Annotated in this window: 22 protein-coding genes and 1 pseudogene; 11 read left to right on the top strand and 12 right to left on the bottom strand. The window is 60.6% G+C overall.

The genetic code is table 11. The features are described 5' to 3' along the window. Positions 1–38 precede the first annotated feature (38 nt). Entirely contained in the window at positions 39–1,127 is a 1,089-nt protein-coding gene (locus tag AC3WMT_RS17870) for a polyamine ABC transporter substrate-binding protein (RefSeq protein WP_103306743.1), read from the top strand. 84 nt (positions 1,128–1,211) lie between these two features. Here AC3WMT_RS17870 and AC3WMT_RS17865 read toward each other — a convergent pair. Continuing rightward, a pseudogene (locus AC3WMT_RS17865) lies at positions 1,212–1,415 on the bottom strand (hypothetical protein); the annotation flags it as partial. Positions 1,416–1,572: 157 nt separating this feature from the next. Further along, on the bottom strand, positions 1,573–2,145 hold the full coding sequence (locus AC3WMT_RS17860) for a chorismate mutase (RefSeq protein WP_103306742.1): 573 nt from the start codon (positions 2,143–2,145) through the stop codon (positions 1,573–1,575). A 156-nt stretch (positions 2,146–2,301) separates the two neighbouring features. Between AC3WMT_RS17860 and AC3WMT_RS17855 the strand changes: the two genes are divergently transcribed. Both AC3WMT_RS17855 and AC3WMT_RS17850 read left to right on the top strand, forming a co-directional pair. Then, complete coding sequence (locus tag AC3WMT_RS17855) at positions 2,302–3,660, top strand: MATE family efflux transporter (protein WP_103306741.1); 1,359 nt, start codon at positions 2,302–2,304, stop codon at positions 3,658–3,660. A gap of 81 nt (positions 3,661–3,741) precedes the next feature. Then, a complete protein-coding gene (locus tag AC3WMT_RS17850) occupies positions 3,742–4,299 on the top strand; it encodes a YceI family protein (RefSeq protein WP_103306740.1) in 558 nt (185 codons plus the stop codon). Between the two features lie 15 nt (positions 4,300–4,314). Here AC3WMT_RS17850 and AC3WMT_RS17845 read toward each other — a convergent pair whose 3' ends face one another. After that, positions 4,315–4,527: a YXWGXW repeat-containing protein gene (locus AC3WMT_RS17845; RefSeq protein WP_103306739.1), complete on the bottom strand. Its 213-nt coding sequence runs from the start codon at positions 4,525–4,527 to the stop codon at positions 4,315–4,317. A 42-nt stretch (positions 4,528–4,569) separates the two neighbouring features. Beyond that, positions 4,570–4,893 carry a YXWGXW repeat-containing protein gene (locus tag AC3WMT_RS17840; protein ID WP_103306738.1) on the bottom strand — a complete coding sequence of 108 codons (324 nt, stop codon included), beginning with the start codon at positions 4,891–4,893 and terminating at the stop codon, positions 4,570–4,572. Positions 4,894–5,108: 215 nt separating this feature from the next. Here AC3WMT_RS17840 and AC3WMT_RS17835 point away from each other — a divergent pair, with 215 nt between their 5' ends. Then, on the top strand, positions 5,109–5,795 hold the full coding sequence (locus tag AC3WMT_RS17835; protein ID WP_103306737.1) for a GNAT family N-acetyltransferase: 687 nt from the start codon (positions 5,109–5,111) through the stop codon (positions 5,793–5,795). A 198-nt stretch (positions 5,796–5,993) separates the two neighbouring features. Here the strand turns inward: AC3WMT_RS17835 and AC3WMT_RS17830 are convergent, their stop codons facing one another. Further along, a complete protein-coding gene (locus AC3WMT_RS17830) occupies positions 5,994–6,632 on the bottom strand; it encodes a TetR/AcrR family transcriptional regulator (RefSeq protein WP_103306736.1) in 639 nt (212 codons plus the stop codon). An 85-nt stretch (positions 6,633–6,717) separates the two neighbouring features. Between AC3WMT_RS17830 and AC3WMT_RS17825 the strand changes: the two genes are divergently transcribed. Next, complete coding sequence (locus AC3WMT_RS17825) at positions 6,718–7,305, top strand: NAD(P)H-dependent oxidoreductase (protein WP_103306735.1); 588 nt, start codon at positions 6,718–6,720, stop codon at positions 7,303–7,305. A gap of 21 nt (positions 7,306–7,326) precedes the next feature. Here AC3WMT_RS17825 and AC3WMT_RS17820 read toward each other — a convergent pair whose 3' ends face one another. Continuing rightward, positions 7,327–8,445 carry a DmpA family aminopeptidase gene (locus AC3WMT_RS17820; protein WP_103306734.1) on the bottom strand — a complete coding sequence of 373 codons (1,119 nt, stop codon included), beginning with the start codon at positions 8,443–8,445 and terminating at the stop codon, positions 7,327–7,329. 168 nt (positions 8,446–8,613) lie between these two features. Then, positions 8,614–9,717 (bottom strand): polyamine ABC transporter substrate-binding protein, encoded by a 1,104-nt coding sequence (locus AC3WMT_RS17815; RefSeq protein ID WP_103307238.1) that lies wholly within the window; start codon positions 9,715–9,717, stop codon positions 8,614–8,616. Between the two features lie 110 nt (positions 9,718–9,827). Between AC3WMT_RS17815 and AC3WMT_RS17810 the strand changes: the two genes are divergently transcribed. Then, complete coding sequence (locus tag AC3WMT_RS17810; protein ID WP_103307237.1) at positions 9,828–10,601, top strand: helix-turn-helix transcriptional regulator; 774 nt, start codon at positions 9,828–9,830, stop codon at positions 10,599–10,601. A 158-nt stretch (positions 10,602–10,759) separates the two neighbouring features. Here the strand turns inward: AC3WMT_RS17810 and AC3WMT_RS17805 are convergent, their stop codons facing one another. Further along, positions 10,760–11,701, bottom strand: a complete 942-nt coding sequence (locus AC3WMT_RS17805; RefSeq protein ID WP_103307236.1) for a class I SAM-dependent methyltransferase — start codon at positions 11,699–11,701, stop codon at positions 10,760–10,762. A gap of 199 nt (positions 11,702–11,900) precedes the next feature. Here AC3WMT_RS17805 and AC3WMT_RS17800 point away from each other — a divergent pair, with 199 nt between their 5' ends. Both AC3WMT_RS17800 and AC3WMT_RS17795 read left to right on the top strand, forming a co-directional pair. Continuing rightward, on the top strand, positions 11,901–12,314 hold the full coding sequence (locus AC3WMT_RS17800) for a response regulator (protein WP_103307235.1): 414 nt from the start codon (positions 11,901–11,903) through the stop codon (positions 12,312–12,314). A 55-nt stretch (positions 12,315–12,369) separates the two neighbouring features. After that, positions 12,370–13,035, top strand: coding sequence for an HAD-IA family hydrolase (locus AC3WMT_RS17795; RefSeq protein ID WP_103307234.1), 666 nt, complete (start codon positions 12,370–12,372; stop codon positions 13,033–13,035). Positions 13,036–13,161: 126 nt separating this feature from the next. On the opposite strand, the gene AC3WMT_RS17790 is transcribed toward AC3WMT_RS17795, so the two are convergent. After that, the gene (locus tag AC3WMT_RS17790) at positions 13,162–13,821 is read right to left on the bottom strand and encodes a methyltransferase family protein (RefSeq protein ID WP_103307233.1); all 660 of its coding nucleotides are present in this window, start codon (positions 13,819–13,821) and stop codon (positions 13,162–13,164) included. An 88-nt stretch (positions 13,822–13,909) separates the two neighbouring features. Further along, a complete protein-coding gene (locus tag AC3WMT_RS17785) occupies positions 13,910–14,851 on the bottom strand; it encodes a LysR substrate-binding domain-containing protein (RefSeq protein ID WP_103307232.1) in 942 nt (313 codons plus the stop codon). Between the two features lie 112 nt (positions 14,852–14,963). Between AC3WMT_RS17785 and AC3WMT_RS17780 the strand changes: the two genes are divergently transcribed. The 3 genes from AC3WMT_RS17780 to AC3WMT_RS17770 are packed head-to-tail and all read left to right on the top strand — an operon-like array spanning position 14,964 to position 17,211. Further along, positions 14,964–15,986 carry an aldo/keto reductase gene (locus AC3WMT_RS17780; protein ID WP_103307231.1) on the top strand — a complete coding sequence of 341 codons (1,023 nt, stop codon included), beginning with the start codon at positions 14,964–14,966 and terminating at the stop codon, positions 15,984–15,986. Further along, positions 15,983–16,780, top strand: a complete 798-nt coding sequence (locus AC3WMT_RS17775) for an SDR family NAD(P)-dependent oxidoreductase (RefSeq protein ID WP_103307230.1) — start codon at positions 15,983–15,985, stop codon at positions 16,778–16,780. Before AC3WMT_RS17780 ends, AC3WMT_RS17775 begins: the two co-directional genes overlap by 4 nt. A 20-nt stretch (positions 16,781–16,800) precedes the next feature. Beyond that, a complete protein-coding gene (locus tag AC3WMT_RS17770) occupies positions 16,801–17,211 on the top strand; it encodes an SRPBCC family protein (protein WP_103307229.1) in 411 nt (136 codons plus the stop codon). Between the two features lie 124 nt (positions 17,212–17,335). On the opposite strand, the gene AC3WMT_RS17765 is transcribed toward AC3WMT_RS17770, so the two are convergent. Then, positions 17,336–18,730: a sensor histidine kinase gene (locus tag AC3WMT_RS17765; protein ID WP_103307228.1), complete on the bottom strand. Its 1,395-nt coding sequence runs from the start codon at positions 18,728–18,730 to the stop codon at positions 17,336–17,338. Continuing rightward, complete coding sequence (locus AC3WMT_RS17760) at positions 18,708–19,391, bottom strand: response regulator transcription factor (protein WP_042559723.1); 684 nt, start codon at positions 19,389–19,391, stop codon at positions 18,708–18,710. The genes AC3WMT_RS17765 and AC3WMT_RS17760 overlap by 23 nt, the downstream gene beginning before the upstream one ends. Positions 19,392–19,494: the final 103 nt, after the last annotated feature.

Raw genomic sequence — 19,494 nt, 5'->3', positions numbered from 1 at the left:
GCACAAGAACAAAAGCCACTTAATACAGGTGATAGAACATGCGCATCCAGCCACTTTCCCTGGCGATCGTACTCGCTGCCGGTTCGGCGACCGCTTACGCCGATGAAACGGTCAACATTTCCAACTGGAACAGTTACATCGCACCAGACACCTTAGCCAACTTCACCCAGGCCAGCGGTATCAAGACCACTTACGACATTCATGACAGTAACGAAGTGCTGGAATCGAAGTTGATGACCGGTAATACCGGTTATGACGTCGTCAGCCCGTCGAACCACTTTCTGTCGCGGCTGATCAAGGCCGGGGCGATTCAGAAGCTGGACAAGTCGCAACTGCCGAACTGGAAAAACCTCGATCCGCTGTTGATGCAGAAACTTGAAGTCAACGACCCTGGCAACCAGTACGGCTATCCCTACATGTGGGGCACCGCCGGCATCGGCTACAACGTCGAGAAGATCAAGGCAATCTTCGGCAACACTGATATCACGCGCTCGTGGAAGATGCTGTTCGACGAGGAGAACATCAAGAAGCTCAGCCAGTGCGGCGTGGCGTTCATTGATAACCCGACTCAGGTCTTGCCGATTACCCTCAACTATCTGGGCCTGCCGCCGCACAGCCACGAACCGGCGGATTACAAAAAAGCCGAGCAGGCCTTGTTGAAAATTCGCCCGTACATCCAATACTTTCACGCTTCGAAATACATCAGTGATCTGGCCAACGGCAACGTATGCGTGGTGATCGGTTTCAACGGCGATATCGTTCAGGCGGCGGCCAGTGCCAAGGAAGCGAAAAACGGTATCGATATCGCTTACTCGATCCCGGACGAAGGCACGACCCTGTGGTTCGACATGCTGGTCATGCCGAAAAGCGCGCCCCATGCAAAGAACGGCTACGCCTACATGAACTACCTGCTTGAACCCAAGGTGATCGCCAACATCAGTAACAGCATTCACTACGCCAACCCGAATGCCGCGGCCAATGAGTTTCTGAACCCGGATGTGAAAGAGGATGCAGCGATTTATCCGCCGAAAAGCGTGATGGAAAAGTTGTTCACCGTAGAAGAGTTGCCGGCGGCGATTGCACGACTGACCACGCGGTTGTGGACCAAACTCAAAACCAACACTTGATCCATACCGGTAACAACAGACGTGAAAAAGCCCGGCTGATCAGGCCGGGCTTTTTGTGTGGGCTGCGGTGCAACTATTGATTCATGCAACGCGGCGTTCGAGCAGACGATCAGAGCCACCTTCAGCAACGCGGCGTTCGAGCAGACGATCCGAACCACCTTCGGCAACGCGACTTTCAATCAACCGATCCGAACCGCCTTCAGCGATCATGGTGTGAGCCGGTGTTGCGGCAAAAGCGTTAACTGCGAAAACCGAGAAAGCGATGCTGACTAAGGTTTGGCGTTTCATGATCGTGTGCTCCAGGGGTGTTGTTGGTTGGTATGGAGGCGATCTTACGCCGCGGATTTTTTATGAGAACTTCATTGCCGTGATGGTGAACATCGACGCCGATGATGGTTACCAGACCCGCCGCCTATCCCTGTAGGCTTTGACCTTCACCCCGCAATCAAAGCCCCTCGACCGCTCGTACACACAACTCGCCAGTGGCGCGGACCAGCGCCAACTCATGCAACGCATCATGTGCCAGACCGTTACGAGCCTCAGCCAGCCACACCGAACAATTCGGATCACGGTGATAAGGCGCAAAGTCCGCGTACTGCTGCAACAACCGGTTTTGCAGCTCATCCAGACGCGGACGAATCTGCTTGCCCAGATCCGGGCGCGGCGTGTCCGGTGCCTTGCCGGCTGCTTGCCATTGCGCGAGCAAACCGTACTGCACCAGTTTATTGGCCTCCATTTGCGCCGCGATCAACTGCGCGACATCCTCCGGGTCGAGCTTGCGCTCAGTCGCCTGGGTGCGGGCGTTGGCGATGACTTGAGCCTCACGCGGGCTGTCCTGAATCGGCTTGCCACTGTCCCATTTGGTCAGCGCGACGAGATCGCCGATGTTCAGGCGTTCGTTCAATGTCATCAGTAGCGGCTTCAGGGATTGAGGTGGCGCGGGAAGCGCGGCGGCCTGGGCGCAAGTGGCGGACAGGGCGAGAAGGGTGCAGGTCAGCAGGTTTGGAAAGTAGGGCATGAGCCGAGCCTCGATGGCTGAATTCTGGGAGGGGGGTTTATCACAACCCGGAAACGGCACCGAGAATAAACAACCTGAAATGTTAATTGCACCTCGCATCGAACTCACCGAAGCTATCCTCCATCAGCCTCCGCCGTCGAGATGGACCTCCAGTCAATGCAAACCCCCAGCGTCACCAAACGCCTCTGGCAAACCTATCTGCTGTTCCTGGCGCCAATGGTGCTGTCCAATTTTCTGCAATCGATGTCGGGCACAGTCAACAGCATCTACATCGGCCAGATGCTCGGTACTCAGGCATTGGCGGCGGTGTCGGGCATGTTTCCCGTGGTGTTTTTCTTTATCGCGCTGGTGATCGGCCTCGGCGCGGGTGCGGGCGTGTTGATCGGTCAGGCGTGGGGCGCGCGCGAGCCGCACATGGTCAAGGCTATTGCCGGGGCGACGCTGTTGCTGGGGGTGTTGATCGGTCTGGTGGCGGCGGTGTTGGGCAGTGTGTTTGCGCGGCAGGCGCTGGCGGGATTGGGGACGCCGGCGGATGTACTGGATGATGCGGTGGCGTATGCCCATGTGATGATGTGGATCTTGCCATCGCTGCTGGTGTTCGTGCTGTTCACGCAGTTGCTGCGCGGTGTGAGTGACACGCTGTCGCCATTGCTGGCGCTGATGGTGTCGACCTGTGTCGGGCTGGCGCTGACACCGGCGTTGATTCGTGGCTGGTTCGGTCTGCCGCAATTGGGCATTCAGAGCGCCGCGTATGCAGGGCTCGCGGGTAACCTGGCGGCGATGGCGTGGCTTTCGTGGCGGCTGATTCGCAAGGACCATCCGCTGGCGCCGGACCGGGAGTTCTTTGCGGCGCTGCGGCTCGACGGGGCGATTCTTGGCAAGGTCCTGCGCATCGGTTTGCCGACCGGCGTGCAGATGATTGTGTTGTCACTGTCGGAGCTGGTGATTCTGGCGCTGGTCAACCAGCACGGATCGCAAGCGACAGCGGCCTATGGTGCAGTGACGCAGATCGTCAATTACGTGCAGTTCCCGGCGTTGTCGATTGCGATCACCGCGTCGATCCTTGGCGCACAGGCCATTGGCGCCGGGCGACTGGAGCGGATGGGGCCGATTCTGCGCACCGGTCTGTTGATCAACGTGTGTCTGACCGGTGGCTTGATTGTGCTGGGTTATCTGCTTTCGCACTGGCTGCTCGGGTTGTTCCTGACCGAGGACTCGACCCGGGCGATGGCCGAGCACCTATTGCATATCATGCTGTGGAGCCTGTTGGTATTCGGCTTCCAGGCGATCATCGGCGGGATCATGCGCGCCAGCGGCACGGTGCTGGTGCCGGTCGCGATTGCGATTGTCTGTGTGGTCGGCGTGCAGTTGCCGGCGGCGTATTGGCTGGACGGGCAGTTTGGTTTGCAAGGGGTGTGGATGGCGTTTCCGGTGGCGTATCTCGGGATGCTGGTGTTGCAGACGCTGTATTACAAACTTGTCTGGCAGCACCAGAAAATCGAACGACTGGTTTGATCCCTGCGGGCTGGCGTAACGGCGGGTTGTTTGCTTAAGTCAAACGAGTCCCTCGACGGCAAGCGCTGCCCGGAGAATCCCATGTCGATCCGATTGCTGCTGGCTGCCGCGTTTTGCCTGTGCACGTTGCCCGCCGCACAGGCTGTCGAATACACCCGGGTCAACACCACCGCCAGTCAGATCAGTTTCACCTACAACCAGATGGGCTCGCGGATGTACGGCACCTTCGGCAAGTTCGAGGCGACGCTGGACTTCAACACCGATGACCTCGCCAGCGCCCATACCACCTTGCACATCGACCTCACCAGCATCGACGCGGGCAGCGAAGACGCCAATACCGAACTGGTGAAACCCGCATGGTTCGACACGGCGAAATATCCCGTCGCAGCATTCGAGTCGAGCCATTTCACGCGGGTGGGCGAAAACCATTATCTGATCGCCGGCCAGCTCACGCTCAAAGGCATCACCCGCGAAGTTCAGGTGCCGGTGGAATTGAAACCGGACAACGCCATCGGGATTTTCGACGGTGAGCTGGTGCTCAAGCGCGACGAGTTCGGCCTGGGCGCGGGGGAGTGGGCGGACACCGTGGTGTCGAAAGATATCGCGATCAAGTTCAAGGTGGTGGCGCCACAGCAGTGACGCCACCCGATCGGATCAATAGGCGCGCCAGTGCCCTGGCACCCAGCGCCATTGATTACCGCCCCAGCGGTAGTGACCGGCGACCCAGTGATAACCCGGCGCCGGCATCACCGGCACCACTTCAACTGGCGGCGGCGGGCGGTGGGGGCGAGCCGGTGCGACGACGCAGCCGGAGAGGGTGATCGCGACCAGCGTGGCGGCAAGCAGGGATTTAACGGTTTTCGACATGGTGATATTCCCGGAAAGTAACGTTTGCAGGCGGGCTAATGATCAACGCACCCAATGCCCTTCAACCCAGAACCAGTTCGGCCCGCGTGCCTGCCAGTGCCCCGGTTTCCAGCGGGCGCCGTGTCTCACCGGCTGCCAATGGCCGGGCATCCACACGTAACCACGACCTTCCCAGCGCCAATGGCCTTGGTCCCAGACATAGCCGGGGCGCGGGCCGGGCATCACTTCCATGCGCATCGGTGGCGGGGCTTGCTGGACGATCACCACTTGTTGAGCAAACACTGGCGCGCTGGCCAGCGCCGCCAGCGTCAACGGCACCAGCAGTAAGGTTTTCCGCCATTTGGACAGCGAACGCAAAACGCTCATGACAACTCCTCGAGGCCTGTGTTGGAAAATCAACGCAGCTGAAGAATTGGACGTTGAAACGGCGAAAGATCCTGTTGGCGGCGGATGAAATTTTCTTCAGCTATTGGCCTTCGCCTCCAGAGGCGATAACGCAGGCGGCTGTTCAGCCGGCACACCTACAGGCAGATCTGGCCTACAAGGTATGATGTCGCAGTTTTCCGCCAGAGTTCACCCCCATGCCACGCATCACCCACTACAAAACCCCATGCCCCGAAGGCGTCAACAGCCAGATTCTGCAAATGGTCGTCGACTACCTGACCGACATCAGTGCGGTGGGGCTAGGCCCGAGCAACCTGTTGTACAACGTCTATCAGTACGCGGTGGGCTATGAGGTCCATCTGTACCTGGAAGCGTTGAACGGCGAGAAGGGCACCGAGGTTGAGTTGCTGGTTGCCACCGACGAGGAGGATCCGGAACAGGTCATCGGTTTCCTCTTGTATCTACCGGTGCAGGGCGATTGGGATGCCTGCAGCGTTGCCTATATGGCGGTGCGTGAAGGGCATCGGCGTCAGGGCGTGGCGCGCGCGATGATCGGCGAAATGCTCGGGCGTTATCCCCACGCTGAACTGGCCTGCACCGTCGGCAAAGTCCCGTATTTCGAGGCGTTGGGCTTTGAGGTGATCGGCCAGCGTGAAACGCAGGTGCTGATGAGTACCCGACATCACCGCAGCAATGGGTTGCGTGGATTTATCGACACGACGCCGATCTACCGTTCGCTGGAGGTGCAGCAGATTCATACCTATCTGCTGCAGAAGAACGGCAAGCGCGCCATGCTCGACGCCGAGAAACAGCGTGACCGGCATCTCGATCAGACGACCCGTCATACCGGGGAATTTGTCCGTCAACGGCTCACCGTTCACTGATCAAGCGAAGCCGGATTTGCGCAGACAAAAAAAGAGCCTCAAAGCTCTTTGATGGGGAGGAAGTGGAGCCCGTGAGGCTCAAGGTGCGCATGAAGCAAAGGCGCGGGCTTGATTGGGGTTCAGAGCACCCGCGCCTACGCAGCACTCGATGATCAAAGCCGCTGCGTGATTTCATCCTAGGAGCGTGCGCGTGTGCGCTCAAGTACCGCCAGTCGCGCGGGCGGCGGCTCTTTCAACCATCGCCATGATGGTTTCATACAGTTCGTCACTGGCCTGTTCGGCGCTGATTTCGCCGTTGGCTGCGGCATGCGACAAGGCTTCCGCCGCGCCAAGCATGGCACGCAAAGCCGCTTGAGTGATCTGCCCGCCGTTGGCATAGGGCGCCAGATCCGCGCGGCATTTTTCGAGGAAGATCGCCTCGTACTCACGCTTGATCTTCTCCAGTTCCGGCGTGCTCGCCAAGGCCGCAATCACTCCGGGAATCTCGTTGCCTTGCAGCAACACACAATCGACGTACGCCTTGGCAATTACCGACGCGGTGCTGATCAATGTCGGCTCGCAATTGGCGATCGCGGCGTCCATCACCAGCGTCTGTCGCGCATCGAAATCCCGGTACAGCGCCGCCAGCAATCCGGCGCGAGTGACGAAGTGGTCGTAGACCACCGGTTTGGTCACGCCAGCCTTTTCCGCGAGGTAGCCGAGGGTCAGAGCGTCGGTGCCTTCGGCGCGGATGATTTGCCAGGCGACGTCGAGCAACTGGCGCAGGCGGTCTTCACGGGACAGTCTTCGGCGGGGTTGAGCGGGAGCGTTCTGTTCGGAAATTTCAGTGGTTGACATCGTTATATACCAAACGTAACTTACTGTTCGTAACTTACCAAGAGTATATAAGCCTTGGTTGGCAATCACCAACAGGAGATTTCCCATGCACACTTTGATTGTTGTCGCGCATCACGATCCTCGTTCATTGACCCACGGCGTGGCAGCGCAGATCGCCGAAGGTCTGACGCAGGCCGATCCGCACAATACCGTTGAGATCGCCGATCTTTACGCCGAAGGGTTCGAGCCGCGTTTCGGCGCCGCCGATTTCGCCGTGCATCACCGTGAGTCGCAGCCGCCTGCGGATGTGCTGGCAGAGCAGGCCCGCATTGATCGTGCCGATACGTTGGTGCTGGTGTATCCGGTGTACTGGTGGTCGATGCCGGCGCTGCTCAAAGGCTGGATCGACCGGGTCTTCAGCAATGGCTGGGCGTTCGATTTCAGTGGCGACCTCAAGCATGTGAAGTTGCTGCAGCGTATGCGCGTGCACTTGGTCCAGCTCGCCGGGGCGGATGCGCGCACCTACCAGCGCCATGGCTACGGCGCGGCGATGAAGGCGCAGATCGAACACGGGATTTTCGATTACAGCGGGGCGACGGTGCTGAGTTCGACGTTGCTGCCGGAATCGGAGTTGCGTGATCCCGCGCAGCAACTGAGTGCCGCCCGCGAGCTCGGCACCCAAATGGCGAGATAGTCCGTTTAGAAGCTGCGTACGTTATCGCGAACCCGGCCAGCCGGCCTTGTCGAGGGCAGCGAGCAGGGTCTCGGCGTCCAGTCCCGGTACCGAGTGGCCATTGCCGTCGGTGCTGTTGCTGGCGAGCAGGGCATTGATGATCGCTTCTTCAACCGCCTCGGTGGCCGCCAGAAACAGCTCGCTGATGTGGTCGTTGTTGACCATGCGCAAGCCCTCACAGGCCGATGCGCCTTTGCCCTCATAGGCGGCGGGCGGCACGTGATCGTTGCCGGTGGCGAAGGCGATAAAGATGTCGCCGCTGTGGTCTTCATTGCCGCCGCCGGTCCGCGCCAGACCAAGGCTGGCGCGCTGCGCCAGACGCGTGCATTGGTGCGGCAACAGCGGCGCGTCAGTCGCCAGGCACACGACGATCGAGCCCATGCCCGGATGCGGCAACGACGCTCGCAGAAACGGCGAATCCACCTGTTCCATGTAGCGCCCGACCGGATAGCCATCAACGCGCAACTCACTGCGAATGCCGTGGTTCGCCTGCAAGATCGCCCCTACGGTCCAGCCACCTTGTGCGGCACTCAATTTGCGCGAAGCGGTGCCGATGCCCCCCTTGAACTCATGGCAGATCATGCCGCTGCCACCGCCGACGGCACCTTCCTGCACCGGCCCCCCGACAGCGCTATGCAGGGCTTCGGCGACATGCTCGGGCCTGACGTGAAACCCGTTGATGTCGTTGAGCAAACCGTCGAAGGTCTCCAGCACCACCGGCATGTTCCAGTAGAGGCGGCCGTCGTCCGGTTGCTGCTGGCGATCCAGTGCAATCAGCGCATCACGCACCACGCCGAGGCTGTGAGTGTTGGTAAAGGCAATCGGACTGGTCAGCAACCCGGCCTCACGAATCCACTCGAGTCCGGTGGCATCACCGTTGCCGTTGAGCACATGGACGCCGGCGAAGCACGGTTGCTGGTTGGTCGAACCTTGGCGGGGTTCGATCAGGGTGACGCCGGTGCAGATGTCGCGACCGGCACTGCTGCGACCACGCACATTGCTGTGGCCGACGCGAACGCCGGGGACATCAGTGATGGCGTTGAGCGGGCCGGTCGGCAGTTGGCCGATGCGGATGTTCAGATCTCGGGCGCGGGGTTTCATGGATGTTGTCTCTCTCAGGCAGAAATAAGGAAGGCAGGTTGATCACAAAACCTGTGGGAGCCGGGCTTGCCCGCGATGGCGTCCATTCAGTCAATACATTCGTTGTCTGACACACCGTCATCGCGGGCAAGCCCGCTCCCACAGGTCTTCAGGTGTTTTTAGGGGTGGTTATTGGCCGTTCTTGACCTTGCTCCACACCCGCGTACGCACGCGCTCGGTGGCTTTGGGCAAGGGCTCAAGGGTGTACAGCGTGGCCATTGCAGCGGCCGATGGATAAACCGCCGGGTTGTCCCGTGTCGCCTCAGCCACCAGCGGCGTGGCTGCGCGATTGCCGTTCGGATACGACAGATGATCACTGACCGGCGCGATCACCTCGGGGCGCAACAGGTAATCGATGAACGCCAGACCTTGAGCCCGATTCGGCGCATCCTTGAGCAGCACCAGCGTGTCGAACCACACCGGCGCACCTTCCTTCGGCAGGCTGTAGGCGATCTTCACGCCGTTGTTGGCTTGCTCGGCATTGGCCTTGGCTTCAAGCATCGCCCCCGACCAGCCGACCGCCACGCAGATGTTGCCGTTGGACAGGTCGCTGATGAATTTCGACGAATTGAAATAGGCAATGTGCGGGCGCAGCTTCAGCAGCAGTGCCTCGGCTTTTTTATAGTCTTCGGCATTCGTACTGTTCGGTGGCAGCCCCAGGTAGTGCAGGGCAACCGGGAGCATTTCCGACGGCGAATCGAGCATCGCCACGCCGCACTGACCGAGCTTGGCGAGGTTCTCTTCGTTGAACACCAGATCCCAGGAATCCACCGGCGCCTTGTCGCCCAACGCAGCCCGGACCTTGTCGACGTTGTAACCGATGCCGTTGGTGCCCCACAGGTAGGGCACCGCGTATTGATTGCCGGGATCGTTGTTGGCCAGTTTGCTCAGCAGATCGTTGTCGAGGTTCTTCCAGCCCGGCAATTGATCGCGCGGCAGCGGGGCGAGGGCGCCCGCCTTGATCAGCGTTGGCAGGCTGAAGTTACTCGCCACCACCACGTCGTAACCGCTGCGGCTGGTCATCAGTTTGCCTTCAAGCACCTCGGCACTGTCGAAGGTGTCGTACACCGGCGCAATACCACTGTCGCGCTGAAAATCGTGCAGCGTGTTCGGGCCGATGTAGTCGTACCAGTTGTAGACATGCACGCTCGGCGCATCGACTGCATTGGCGGCGGATGTCACGCCCAGACAGGCGAGCAGGCCCAAGTTGATATAGCCACGATGACGACGCATGATGCGGCACTCCTGGCCTGTGCAGGCCGGTGATGAACAGGAGCGGTCAGCCTATCGGGCCGATCTCGCCTGACCCATTCCCATCATGGGTTACTCAAAAGGGGTAGTGCGTGGACGCGTTGTTGCAGGAATTGCCAGTGCATCAAAGCCTGGCGCGAGTGTTTGCCGCTGTCGGGCAGGACGGTTTCTGGCGCGCTCTGGTGGACACTTTGCGCTTGCTGGTGCCGCTGGATAACGCGTTGGTAGCGTTGATGAAACCCGGCCAGGCGCCGCAACTGTTGATTGATTTCGACAGCAAGGGCCGCGCCGACGAACAGGAGGAACTGGCGGATTACACCGCAGGGATGTACCTGCTCGACCCGTTTTATCAAGCCGCCTCGACCGGCATCAACGACGGTTTGCACAGCCTGGCCTCGGTGGCGCCGGATCAGTTCCTGCACAGCGAGTATTACCAGAGTTATTTTCGTTCGGTGGTGGGCGAGGACGAGTTGCAGTTCATGATCAACGTCGAAGGCGGCGTGCTCGGTTTGTCACTGGGCCGATCGACGACGTTCGAATTGGCGGAGCAGGGGCGGCTGTTGTGCGTGCGCGATTGGGTGCTGGCGGCGATGCGTCGGCACGTGCAGTTGTTGCCGCCGCAAGGTCCGGTCGCTGAAGCGGTGGCTGGAGATCTGGCGACGTTGCTCGATCGCTTCGATGCGCGGCTGACGGTGCGCGAGGTCGACACGGCGCGGCTGATTCTGCAGGGCTTCTCCAGCAAGGCGATGGCCCAGCAGATGGGGATTTCGCCGGAAACCGTCAAAGTTCATCGGCGCAATCTCTATCACAAGCTCAACGTGAACGGGCATGGCGAGTTGTTTGCGCTGGTGCTGAGACCCTTGTGACTTTTGGTCTTACGCAAAACCTGTGGGAGCTGGCTTGCCAGCGATGACGGTGGTCCAGTCAACCTTTATACCGACTGACACACCGCCATCGCGGGCATGTCGAATCGTCGCACCGCCCCTCCCACAGAGATTTGTGTTGGTTCGAGAGTTTGTGTCGGTCAATCGATGCGTTGGAAAACCAAGGCTTTGAGGCCGCTTTCAGGATCAACATCCGGAAACTCCGGTGGATTTTCCAGGCGCTGCTCAAAGCGCAAACTCGGCGCTTCCTGCGTCACGCCATCGATCAGGAAGTCCGGGCCAAACGCCGGATCATTCATGCACGCCAGCACCACGCCGTCAGCGGTCAGCAGTTCCGGCAAACGGCGCAGCACGCGCTGGTAGTCCTTGGTCAGCAGAAAACTGCCTTTCTGGAACGACGGCGGATCGATGATCACCAAGTCATACGGGCCGCTGTTGATCACCTTGCCCCACGACTTGAACAGGTCGTGGCCGAGGAAGCTGACCTTGCTCAGGTCATGCCCGTTCAGGCGATGGTTGTCGCGGCCGCGGCTCAAGGCTGCGCGGGACATGTCCAGGTTGACCACATGACTGGCGCCACCTTCGATGGCCGCCACGGAAAAGCCACAGGTGTAGGCGAACAGGTTGAGTACGCGCTTGCCCGTGGCTTGCTCGCGCACCCAGTTACGCCCGTAACGCATGTCGAGAAACAGCCCGGCGTTTTGTTTGCGGCCCAGGTCGACGCGATATTGCAGACCGCCCTCGACAATGGTCATCTCGTCGATTTCGCCGCCGACCAGCCATTCGGCAGTGCTTTGCGGCAGATAGCGATGCTGGATCAACAGCGTATGCGCGCCGCTCTGCTGCCACTCGGCCGAACCGCTGATGTTCACCAACAAATGCTTGAGGGCTTCAAGCTGTTCGGGCACCGGTTCTTTGAACAGCGACACCAGCACCACGCCTTGCAGCCAGTCCACAGTCAATTGCTCCAGCCCCGGCCAGCAACGCCCGCGCCCGTGGAACAGACGACGGGTTTCGCTCGGTGCCGCCGCGAGCGCGGGCAGCAAATGGGCGTGGAGGGTGGCGAGGGCTTCAGGGTTCATCGGTCACGGTCGGCAAGCAAAAGGGCCGGCATTTTAACCACAAATGCAGCCGTGCGAACGTCTGTTGCGACCGGGTAAATAGGGCCGTTGAGAAAAGACCTGTATCAAAAATGAATTTCTGCAAAGTCCGCCGCTCATACCAGATAAGCAGCGGTTTCAAGCCGCTAAATCGTTAATGCAATTCAGGGAGTGCAGTTTCATGTGCCCAACACCGACGGCGGACACGCACCTTCCTGACGGATTGATTCTGGTGGTTGAGGATGATCCGTTGATTCTGGAGTTTCTCTGCGAAATTCTTCAGGAGGAAGGTTTCAAGGTCGAGCCGCAAACCAGCGCTGACGCGGCTTCGGTCTATCTCGAGCATCACGCGCAGCAAGTCGCTTTACTGCTGACCGACATCACCATGCCCGGCACCCTCAATGGCGCCGATCTGGCTAATCTGGTCGGTGATCGCTGGCCGGAAAAACCGGTGATGGTGATGTCGGGCTATGAAACGCCGGAGACGTCCGGGGTCAAGCATCCGGTGGTGTTCATCAAAAAGCCTTGGGCGATCGGCCAGTTGCTCGATTGCGTCGCCAGCGCGTTCAAGCCCAAGGCTCCGCGCCTGCACTGACAAGTGCTACATTGCCGGGCACATTTGCCCGGCCCCTTGCCAGAGGAAGCGACTTTTGTCTGCTCACGATTGTGTTTTCGACCGCGCGTTCGGCGCGTTCCTGTTCGACATGGACGGCACCGTCCTCAATTCCATCGCCGCCGCCGAGCGCATCTGGTCAGCCTGGGCCGTGCGACAGGGTGTGGACGTCGCGTCGTTCTTGCCGACCATTCACGGCGCCCGAGCCATCGATACCATCAATCGGCTGAACCTGCCGGGCGTGGACGCCGAGGCGCAAGCCGCGTTTATCACCGAGGCGGAAATCGGCGATGTGGAAGGCATCGTCGAGATTCCGGGCGCGGCGGCATTTCTCAACAGTTTGCCCGTCGAACGCTGGGCCATGGTCACTTCGGCACCGCGTGATCTGGCCCTGCGCCGGATGGCCGCAGCGGGCATTCCGACGCCAGCGGTGATGATCACGGCGGAGGATGTCAAGGCCGGCAAACCTGATCCGGCCGGTTACCTCCTCGCTGCCAAGCGCCTGGGATTTGAACCCCGCGACTGCCTGATCTTCGAAGACGCCACCGTCGGCATTCAGGCCGCCGAAGCTGCCGGCGCAGCGTTGATGATCATCACCACAACGCACCAGCACCCGTTGGAAACGTCCCACGCGACATTGGCCGGTTACGCTGAGGTCAGCGTCAACATCGACAACGGCCGGTTGCAACTGCGTAAGAACTGATACAACCCCCGTCAATGTGGGAGCTGGCTTGCCAGCGATGGCCGTGTGTCAGTCACTTGAAGAACTGGCTGTGCTGGCCTCATCGCTGGCAAGCCAGCTCCCACAGGTTTATCGGTGATCTTTCGGTTAGTAAACGCCGGGAAGCAAGCGCCAACTCCGCGTGCAGTAGGCGTCGTACTCGGCACCAAACTGGCCGCGCAACAAGGCTTCCTCCGAATGAATCCGGGCAATCAGCGGGATCAATGTCAGCGCCGCCAGCAGCAATCCGAGCACCGATCGAAACGCCAGCGCCCAACCCACGGCATTCACCACCAGCCCCAGATAACTCGGATTGCGCAGGTGCTGGTAGATGCCGTCAGTGACCAGTCGATGCCCCGGCTGAATCGCCACCAACCCGCTGAATCGCCGCCCCAGCACAAACACCGGCCACAAGCGCAATGCACCGCCGATGATAAACAGCAGAGCCCCGAGCCAGCGCACCCCCTCGCCGCCAAACGTCCAGAAGTCGACGCGGTCGCAATACGCCGGCAAGAAGCCACTGAGCAAACCAATGACGCCGAACGCTGGCAGCACCCAGCGATTGGCGCGGTCCTCACGCTCGCCGGAACTCATGTTGACGTCGGTAAACAGCGACGCCACCACCATGGCCACCGTCGCCAGCGCGACCACCACCAGCGAGCCGTGGGCGAAAAATACCGCCACGCCGCCGATCCCCCAGACCGCCAGGCCGAGGTAGGCGAGGGTGGCGAGTACCGCCACCACGGTCATTTGCGCAGACATTTTCATGGTCACCTCATCGAGGGAACTGATGAGTGAAGTGTAGTGCGTGTCACCGAAGAACTGTGGGAGGGGGCTTGCTCCCGAATGCGGCGGGTCAGTCGACAGCGATGCGGGATGGCGCGGTACTTTCGCGATCAAGCTCGCTGCCACGGGGGACGGGGTCGGTGAGGACTTTTCTGAAGGTCTCCACCAGCGGCCGCAAATTGATCCGGTGCCACGCTGCCCACAGCGGCGTGGTAAACGTCAGCCACGGCACCTCGCGCAAGACCACGCCCGGCGGCGCGTTATGGCTCAAGCCTTTCTGGATCATCGCGATGCCCAATCCCGACGCCACCAGCCCCAGCGCGGTAAACGGCTCGGTCGCCTGCATGCGCACATCCGGGGTAAAGCCTGCGCGGATGCACGCGCTGACGAACTCGTCGCTGGCATCCTGCCGAGGCTGCACGCCGATCCATTCCTGATCGGCCAGATCCTGCGGGCTCAACGATGCCCCGTAGGCCAATGGATGCTGCTCGGGCAACGCCAGCAGCATCGGATCATCAAGCACTTGAAAGCCGAGCAAATCGGGATCGTCATCGGTCGGCGGCTCGCTCACCAGGGCGATATCGAGACTACGCTGTCGCAGGCCTTCCAGTTGTTCGGCGGAACTGAGGTTGTACAGCGCGACATGCACATTCGGCCGGTCCACTCGCAATACGCGCAGGGCATTGGGCAGAACGCCGGCGTGCATGGCGTTTTCGATATAGCCGATGCACAACCCGCCTTCTTCGCCCCGGCCTAGCCGCTTGCCCAAGGATTCGAGGCGATTGGCGTGGGTCAGCAAGGCGCGGGTTTCGGCGAGGAACGTCTGGCCATCGCGGGTCAAGCGAATACGCTGCTGGCTGCGTTCGAACAGCGTCAACCCGAGGCGTTCTTCCAGTTGGGCGATCTGCCGGCTCAGCGGCGACTGGGAAATATGCAGGCGTTCGGCTGCACGGCCGACGTGCTCTTCTTCGGCGACGGCGACGAAGTAGCGCAATTGACGGATGTCGATCATGTCAGACCTCTGAGGACTCAAGTGCTGCACATTATGTCTTGGACGGTCTCGGCGTCGCAATCTAGGATTTGCTCAACGGTCACACAGACCAAGAACGAATGAGGACAATCCAATGAGTTTGAAAGACAAACTGCCCGGTCAACTGGGCTTCGGCACCGCGCCACTGGGCAACATGTTCCGCGCCATTCTCGAAGACGAAGCGCAGGCCACCGTGCATGCGGCATGGGAGGCCGGCGTTCGTTATTTCGACACCGCGCCGTTCTATGGCTCGGGCCTGTCGGAGATCCGCCTCGGTGAAGCGCTGAAACAGTACAACCGTGACGACTATGTCCTGAGCAGCAAAGTCGGCCGGGTGATTCTCGATGAAGTCGAAGACGCGGCGGCCCGCGACCTCGGCGAAAAGAGCGGGGTGTTCGAACACGGCCGCCCGAACAAGATCGTCAACGACTACAGCGCCGACGCGACCCTGCGCTCGATTGAAGACAGCCTCAAGCGCCTGCAAACCGATCGCCTCGACATCGTCTGGGTGCACGACATCGCTCAGGACTTTTACGGCGATCAGTGGCTGGAATACTTCAATCAGGCCCGCACCGGCGCGTTCAAAGTGCTGACGCGTCTGCGCGAAGAGGGCGTGATCAAGGGCTGGGGCCTGGGTGTCAACAAGGTCGAGCCCTGTGAACTGACGCTGGATCTGACCGAAGCACAGCCCGATGGCTTCCTGCTCGCCGGTCGCTACACGCTGCTCGACCATGAACGTCCGTTGCAACGCTTGATGGAGTCGGCGCGGGCGCAAAACGTCGAAATCGTCGTCGGCGGTCCTTACAGCTCGGGGATTCTGGCCGGTGGTGCGCACTTCGAATACCAGAAAGCCAGCCCTGAAGTCATCGCCAAAGTCGGGCAGATCCAGCGCATCGCCGCTACTTTTAACGTCGACGTAAAAGCCGCCGCACTGCAATTCTCATTGGCCAACCCGGCGGTCGCCGCTGTCATTCCCGGTGCGAGCAAGCCGGGCCGCATCGCCGAAGACGTCGCGGCGCTGTCAGCCACCATTCCCGCCGGTTTCTGGCAGGCCATGCGTGAGGCAAAACTGGTCTCCGAACGCGCACCATTACCCATCGATGAGGTGAAAGCATGAAGATTGATCTGAGTGGAAAACTGGCCATCGTCAGCGGCAGCACGGCCGGTATCGGTCTGGGCATCAGCCAGTCGCTGGCCGAATCCGGCGCCACGGTGGTGGTGATTGGCCGCGACACGGCCAAGGTCGAGCAGGCACTGGCGAGCATTCGCGAGAAAGTGCCGGGCGCACAATTGCGCGGTTTGACCGCCGATCTCGGTACCGCCGAAGGCGCGCAGAAGCTGTTCGCTGCCGAGCCGAAAGCCGACATCCTGGTGAACAACCTCGGCATCTACAACAACGTGGATTTCTTCGACGCAGCCGACGAGGAGTGGACGCGCTTCTATGAAGTCAACGTGATCTCCGGCGTGCGCCTGTCGCGGCATTACGTGCCGGCGATGGTCGAGCAGGGTTGGGGGCGGGTGATCTTCCTGTCTTCGGAATCCGGCGTGGCGACACCGGCCGACATGATCAACTACGGCGTGACCAAAAGCGCCAATCTGGCGGTGTCCCACGGTCTGGCCAAACGCCTGGCGGGCACCGGGGTTACGGTCAACTCGATCCTGCCGGGGCCGACCTACACCGACGGTGTCGAGGCGATGCTCAAGGACGCCGCCGCCGAGTCTGGCCGCAGCTTGCGCGACGAGGCTGACGCTTTTGTGCGCAGGGCCCGGCCGACCTCGATCATTCAGCGCGTGGCGGATGTCGAAGAGGTTGCGCATCTGGTGACCTACATTGCTTCGCCGCTGTCCTCGGCCACCACCGGCGCCGCTTTGCGCGTTGATGGCGGTGTGGTAGACAGCCTGACCATTTGAGTATTTGAAGAGAGATTTTTATGGCAACTGCATCCGCAACTATCGACATTCCGGCTTCGGCCGATCAGGTCTGGCAATTGATCGGCGGCTTCAACACGCTGCCGGACTGGCTGCCGTTCATTCCCCACAGCGAGCTGAGCGACGGCGGCCGCGTGCGTACTTTGCAAACCGCCGATGGCGGCGTGGTGATCGAGCGCCTGCAAGCGTTCGACAACGCAGCGAAGAGCTACAGCTATTCGATTGAACAGGCACCGTTTCCGGCCACTGACTATCTGGCGACGATCAAGGTTGAAGCTCAGGGGCAGGGCGCACGAGTGACCTGGTCAGGACGCTTCACGGCCAACGGCGTGAGCGATGAAGAAGTGGTGGCGCTGTTCAACGGCATCTACCAGGGCGGCCTCGAAGCACTGCGCGCCAATTACCCGGCTTAATCAGCCATCACAAAAAACTGTGGGAGCTGGCTTGCCAGCGATGACGGTGGTCCAGTCAACATTTATACCGACTGACCCACCACCATCGCTGGCAAGCCAGCTCCCACAGGGTTCCGCGGTGTTTTCAAGATTGCGAGATCAAACTCTGCCGACAATCCAGCACCAGTTTCGCCCCACCCAGGTCACTGCTGCTCACTTCAAGCGTGAAGCCATGCAGGCTGACAATCGCCGCGACAATCGACAACCCTAGGCCAAAGCCGCTGTGCGGCTGTCCGCCCTCGGCCCGATAGAAACGCTGAAACACCGCTTCACGTTCGGATTCCGGAATGCCCGGCCCGGAGTCGTGGACTTCAATCCGCGTATGCCCGGCGTCATTCACCCCGCGCAAGATCACCGTGCCGCCGGGTGGGGTGAATTTGATCGAGTTGCTCAGCAGATTCGCCAGCGCTTCAAACAGCAAGGCCCGGTCGCCATTGAGCGGCGGCAATGTCTCCGGCATGTTCAACTCGAAACGCAGCTCGCCTTCCTCGGCCAGCGGCAGGTAAAACTCGTGCAATTCCTGTAGCAACAACACCGGATCAAGCTCGACAAACCCCGAGCGACGCTGGCGATCCTCCAGCTCGGAAATCCGCAGCAAGCCACGAAACCGCGCCATCAGCGTATCCGCCTCGGCCAGCACCAGATCCAGTTGCGCCGCCTCTTGCGAGCCTTCGCCCGCCTGCTGCTGCATGCGATACAGCTGCGCACGCAGACGAGTCAGCGGTGTGCGCAAGTCATGGGCGATGTTGTCGCACACGCCTTTGACTTCATTCATCAAACGCTCGATGCGCTCGAGCATGGCGTTGACGATGGCGGCGAGCATGTCCAGTTCATCGCGGCGGTTGGACAGCGGCAATCGGTGAGTCAGGTCGCCGGCGACAATCGACTGCGCACTCGCCTGAATCGCGCGGATGCGCCGCAACGGCCGGCGCCGCAGCAAATGCCAACCGGCAATGCCTGGCAGAATCGTCAGCGACACCCCCCAGAACAGCGCATGCAAAATGATTCGCGTCACCGCGAACAGTGAACCGTTGTCACGCAGCAACACCAGCCAGCGCCCATCGCGGGTCTGCGTGGCGACGGCGTCGCAGCTGTCATTGGGCAAGGTCGGGTCATCGGAGTTGGCGCAGTCGGCGAGCATGTGAATCTTGCCGTCCAGCGGCAGGCCATCGGGGATCTGCTGGAGTGCGCCGCCGAGGTAAACGCCCTCGGCATCGAACAGGCCATAGGCGTCGATGCCGCGAATGTCGAAGGTCATGCTCGCGGCGAGGGCTTCTTCCAGTTGCTCGCCACGAAAGTGCGAGAACAGATGCTGACGTTGCATCAGCGAATGTTTGGCGAGGTTGTCGAGGTAGCCGGAGACCTCGTAATACATGACCCCCATGAGGATCGCGCTCCAGGCCACAAACAACGAACTGTACAGCGCCAGCAAACGGCTGCTGGAGGAACGCCAACCGTCAGACGGGTTCGGCAATGACATAACCCGAGCCCCGTACCGTGCGAATCAGCGGCACGTTGCCCGCCGCGTCGATTTTCTTGCGCAGACGCCCGATGTGTACGTCTATCAGATTGGTGCCAGGGTCGAAGTGATAGCCCCAGACCTCTTCGAAAATCATCATCCGCGAGAGGATCTGGCCGCTGTTGCGCATGAGGAATTCCAGCAGTTTGTACTCGGTCGGCAGCAGCGTCAGCACCTGTTCGGCGCGGCGTGCTTCATGGCTGATCAAGTCCAGCTGCAGATCCGCCACCTGCAACGTGGTGGCCTGGGTGGCGCCGCTGTTCTGCCGGCGCAGCAACACTTCGACCCGTGCGGCCATCTCGTCGGTAGCAAACGGTTTGGTCAGGTAGTCATCGCCGCCTGCGCGCAAGCCGCGTACGCGCTCGTCGACATCGGAAAGGGCGCTGATCATCAGGATCGGCGTAGCCACGCCCATGGTGCGCAGCGTGGTGACGATGGCCAGACCATCCAGCTCCGGCAGCATGCGGTCGAGGGTGATCAGGTCGTAATTGCCGCTCACGGCACGGTCGAGGCCTTCGCGGCCATTGTCGACCCAATCCACGTCGAGGCCGTGGCTGCTCAGTTCGGCGACGATTTCCCGGGCGGTCACGGCGTCGTCTTCGATGGTCAAAATACGCGTCATAGGGCTGGCCTTGATCGGTTCAAACGGAATGGCAGCATTTTGCCAAGAAATTTCCGTGACGCTTTAAATTAACTTTCATGTTGTAGCTGGCATTCACGTGACC

It is taken from the genome of Pseudomonas sp. FW305-7 (genome assembly GCF_058786735.1).
This window is presented reverse-complemented; position numbering and strand designations above follow the sequence as displayed.